The following is a 4,187-nucleotide window of genomic DNA, read 5'->3' as shown; positions in this document are numbered from 1 at the left end:
ATGCCTATTTGTTTGGTAATAGGTTTGAGTTTTAAATCTCTGGTGTCATTCACTCTCAGAGATACAGACCATCTACCACTAGGGTCAAGTTTGACAGTAATTGTACTAGGTACACAACCTGCTGGTAGTTGCCTACTCCATCGGATAAGTAATGGCTCAGAACATTTAGCGATCTGAGACTTGACCATCTTTCCACTTAAATCCAGATTTCGTAAACTCGGCATTGCCACCGTTGCGCTTTTTCTTGAAGTTGGGATATTTAGCCCGTCCACTGAAAAAATTGGTGAAAGCAGTTTGTAAATGTCTCAAGCTTTGCTGCAATGGTACACTGCTGACTTCACTCAGAAAATCCAAGTCTTCCTGCTTTTTCCAAGAGGTAAGCATAGCTGAAGGAAAGCTTGTAACTTACTCGCTCTTTGTTCTCATACCAGGCATTAGTTCTAGCTGAAGCGCGCTTTGTTGTAGATGAGGCGTACACATCCCAAAGTCTTCAGCAACAGACCTTCCTGTTCTGGAGTAGGGTAAAACCTAAATTTGTACGCTTTTTCCACCATTTACTGTTTGCTTTTCAGTATTTACATTGTAGCAGATTATTTGTAAAACCGCAACATTGATTGGTTTTCCCATGCGACGCTCCCCTGACCGAGAGCGCGGGTCTTCAACCAACCTTGGGATAAAACGTCAACCTGCCAAGGATTTAATGCTCGGTTGGAATCTCCTTGCCTGAGAGCCGGGGAGGATGTCAAAAATCTAAGTAAGTATAATAGTAGACATAAAAAATGAAGGGCATTATGACATACCCTTCATTTTTTATCATTTTAAAAATGTTGAGATTTCTAGGAAGCTGAAGCAACTGCTAGCTTTTGCTCTAGCTCTTCTCTCTTTTTATTGTACATTTCAATCATCACATCAGAGCCTCCAAGGAATTCTCCATCGACGTAAACCTGGGGAATTGTAGGCCAATTAGAATATTCCTTAATGCCTTGACGAATTTCTGGATCTTCTAATACATCGAAAGTTTCATAGTTCACTCCTAAAATATTCAATATTTGAACCACATTATTAGAGAAACCACACTGAGGCATCAACTTATTACCCTTCATAAAAATCATAATTTTATTTTTAGTAACTAAGTCATCGATTTTTGCTTTTAATTCTGGAGCTAGAGTCATGTTTATTTCCTTAGTAGATGGCCATAAAAGCTTTCAACATTCACCATTTAGCTAACCGTTGTACGAAACTGTAGAAAATTGGTTCTGCTTTAACTGCTCCGAAGAATAGAGAGTTGGTTTCCTGCTTTAACCAGAACTTTCAGCAGCACTCTGTCCACAGGCTAAAAATCGGGCGCAACTCGCCCTATATCTAACAAAATTTGAAATTAATGGATTTGACTGCTTTGTTACTCTACTCCGCTATTTTCAGGAAATTTAACAAGCTGTGGATGTACCCAGTCACCTTGTCACAGGTATCCTACTAGATGCGAGTTTTGTTCCGGTTGTCAAGCCGTTAAGTTTTGAAGCTTGGTTTTTGCTTTTCTACTATTCTATCAAGTTTTCTACAGTTTACGGTTAACAGTTTTCAACCCTAATGTATGGTTGATCTGCTTAAGTGATAGCCGATCGCTTTTTGATTATAGATACTATTAATTTGCCTGATGTTTTAGGCCAAATTATGAGAATTAATTAATTATGACTGATGTAGCCAAATAATCCTGTTCGCCTTGTAACCCAAAAGCACAAATTAAGCAGTTTGCCCTGTTGCTTTCCACTCTTCAGGAGTATAGGTTTTCAAAGCTAAAGCATGGATCGCTTCAGAAGCCATTGGTTCTTGTACAGCAGCGTAAACCATTTGATGTTGTTTCACGAGAGTTTTTCCTTCAAACTCAGAGGAAACAACAATGGCTTCTAGGTGGTCGCCACCTCCTGTTAAATCTTGGACTTGTACCTGAGCATCTGGTAACTTAGCTTTAATCATTAACTCAACTTGCTCTAAATTCATAATTCTTCCTCTGGGAAAATACTGACATTCTACATTTTAATTAAGAGATTGGGATGAGGCAGGAGGTTGGTTATCTCCAGAGGATCTAGGATAGGGAATGTCCACAAACCCTAACTCTAGTAACTGCTGGTAAGCTTTTTTTCCCAAATCGCGAGTGGGTTGCTGAGAGCTAATAATTTGAACCAGTAATGGTACTGCTAATTCTGGTTGGTTTTGCGCTCGATGGACAAGAGCTAACTGATAAGTGGCTTGGTCTCTCATTTGGGCAGTGTTCAAAGCTTTAGTCCTTTGGTCATCCGCTAAACGATTATCAATACCAGAAAAACTAGCAGCTAATTGAGTATGGAAATTAGAAAGTTGATTAAATATTTGACGAGCTTCTTGTAGTTTCTGGTTAGCTAAATCATAATTCTCTGAAGCAATGGCATTGTCAGCTTCGTTCATTAAACGTTTTCCCCCCTGAAGACTTAATAGACTGTTTTGTGGATCTAAAGGACGAGCATTTTCAGGTTGGGTGGGTTGTATTGGCTGAACTGGAATAGGAGAGGAGTTTTCTGATTCTACAGTTTCCTCAGATTGAGCATTAATTGGTTCTTGTAAAAGTGTGAAAGCTGCCATAATCGGCAGAGTTAAGCCAAATGTAGAGTAAATAAAACGAATAGGTTTAGCAAATACCATGATTATTTTAGTTGGTTTGTATAAATAAAAAACTATTTTTCACATATACTATCATTATTTTAAAGATATATATTTGATAAGTTATACCTATAAAAATGATGGTAGTTGCCACAAGTGCGGTTGAAATTCTGTGAGGGAATTGAGAATTTGATGGGCAGAATGAAATAAGTTTTTATCCATGTCAGGATCGGGTACAACAATGACGGACATTCCTGCAGATAAAGCAGCTTCCATTCCTGCTAAAGAATCTTCAAATACTAAACATTTTGCTGGGGAAACATCTAATCTTTCAGCAGCTATTAAGAAAATATCTGGCGCTGGTTTTCCACGTTTGAGATTGGGGTCATCTCCAACAATAATATAATCAAATAATTGAAACCATTCTTGATGATTTTTTGTTTTTAAATTAAATGGTTCGCGTGAAGAACTGGTAGCTACTGCTTGAGGAATTTTATTTTGATATAAATGTTGGGTCAGGCGAACTGCACCTGGCATTGGTTTTGCTTCAGGAAAACGTTGATATGTGAGAGTATTTCTTTGTTGAAGATAATTTTCGGCAGTGACAGGTAGTTCTAATAGTTCTACAATTTTTCTTGCAGAATCGATAGATTTTCTGCCAGTAATTTTACATTTAGTATATTTGTCGAAAATTTTGCCATAACGGCTTGTAACTTCTTGGTTTACTTGAGCATGAATTGATTCTGTATCTAGAAGTAAACCGTCTAGGTCGTAGATAATATGGGTGATTTTTGGGAAATCATTCATCTGATTTTTTTATACTAACAATTAATTGGTTAAAACAACTCAAATTGACACTATAGCCTTTATTCCTTGGATGAGGTACAAAATTTGTAATTTTAGGTAAAAGGGAATCGGGAATAGGAAGAAAAAAGATAACTTTACCTTAGGGAATAGCAGAAAATAAATTATCCCAATTTTTCTACTAATCGCGTCATAGCAGTCGAAGCAAAGATTAGGACATTTCTAAATCCTGAAATCCTTTGACAGTTTACTATTCCCTATTCCCTATTCCCTATTCCCTAGCGCCTAGCGCTATAACTAGTTACTCCCTGCTCCCTTACTTTTTCAATTTCTTCCCTACTCCCGTACGGGCGATTCGCATAGATGCCTCTACTTCCTTATTTTCATAGCTAATGGGATAATTTTTTATTTGGAAGTCCCTTGCAAAAGGTGAGAAACCCTATATACATATATTTAGGCTTTGTTAGGTTTCACGCTTTGTTCTAACCAGTCTAAATTTTTAGCTATGTCATTCCAGTAGGTTAGCTTGAGGAAGGTAGCAAAATCTCCCTGGGTAGTCTAACACCAGTAATATCAATTCCCAAAAATAACGGAAGACCTTGCTCAAGACTTCAGTTATTAAGTAATAAGTAAGTAAGAGCAATGTTTTTAGAGATTCGTTTGAAAATAGCAAAGATATCTTATTAATTTCCCTACTCCCTCCGACCTACTCCCTACCTCCTACTTTCAAGAAAATGTAGCAAGACTTT

The 4,187-nt window shown here is 37.5% G+C and carries 7 protein-coding genes and 1 pseudogene; all 8 read right to left on the bottom strand.

What is annotated here, in order from left to right; translation table 11 throughout:
* A pseudogene (locus tag F6K22_RS43695) lies at positions 1–188 on the bottom strand (RNA-guided endonuclease InsQ/TnpB family protein); the annotation flags it as partial.
* The gene (locus F6K22_RS43690) at positions 166–384 is read right to left on the bottom strand and encodes a hypothetical protein (RefSeq protein WP_483244186.1); all 219 of its coding nucleotides are present in this window, start codon (positions 382–384) and stop codon (positions 166–168) included. The pseudogene F6K22_RS43695 and the gene F6K22_RS43690, both read right to left, overlap by 23 nt.
* A 56-nt stretch (positions 385–440) precedes the next feature.
* Complete coding sequence (locus tag F6K22_RS43685; RefSeq protein WP_483244185.1) at positions 441–554, bottom strand: helix-turn-helix domain-containing protein; 114 nt, start codon at positions 552–554, stop codon at positions 441–443.
* A 36-nt stretch (positions 555–590) separates the two neighbouring features.
* Positions 591–746 carry a hypothetical protein gene (locus tag F6K22_RS34000; protein ID WP_293108560.1) on the bottom strand — a complete coding sequence of 52 codons (156 nt, stop codon included), beginning with the start codon at positions 744–746 and terminating at the stop codon, positions 591–593.
* Between the two features lie 90 nt (positions 747–836).
* Positions 837–1,172, bottom strand: a complete 336-nt coding sequence (grxD, locus tag F6K22_RS33995) for a Grx4 family monothiol glutaredoxin (RefSeq protein ID WP_293108557.1) — start codon at positions 1,170–1,172, stop codon at positions 837–839.
* 568 nt (positions 1,173–1,740) lie between these two features.
* Positions 1,741–2,001 (bottom strand): BolA family protein, encoded by a 261-nt coding sequence (locus F6K22_RS33990; RefSeq protein ID WP_293108563.1) that lies wholly within the window; start codon positions 1,999–2,001, stop codon positions 1,741–1,743.
* A gap of 33 nt (positions 2,002–2,034) precedes the next feature.
* On the bottom strand, positions 2,035–2,676 hold the full coding sequence (locus tag F6K22_RS33985) for a tetratricopeptide repeat protein (RefSeq protein ID WP_293108554.1): 642 nt from the start codon (positions 2,674–2,676) through the stop codon (positions 2,035–2,037).
* Between the two features lie 87 nt (positions 2,677–2,763).
* A complete protein-coding gene (locus F6K22_RS33980) occupies positions 2,764–3,441 on the bottom strand; it encodes an HAD-IA family hydrolase (RefSeq protein WP_293108551.1) in 678 nt (225 codons plus the stop codon).
* Positions 3,442–4,187 lie beyond the last annotated feature (746 nt).

Source organism: Okeania sp. SIO2F4 (assembly GCF_010672385.1).
Taxonomy (GTDB): domain Bacteria; phylum Cyanobacteriota; class Cyanobacteriia; order Cyanobacteriales; family Microcoleaceae; genus Trichodesmium.
This window is presented reverse-complemented; position numbering and strand designations above follow the sequence as displayed.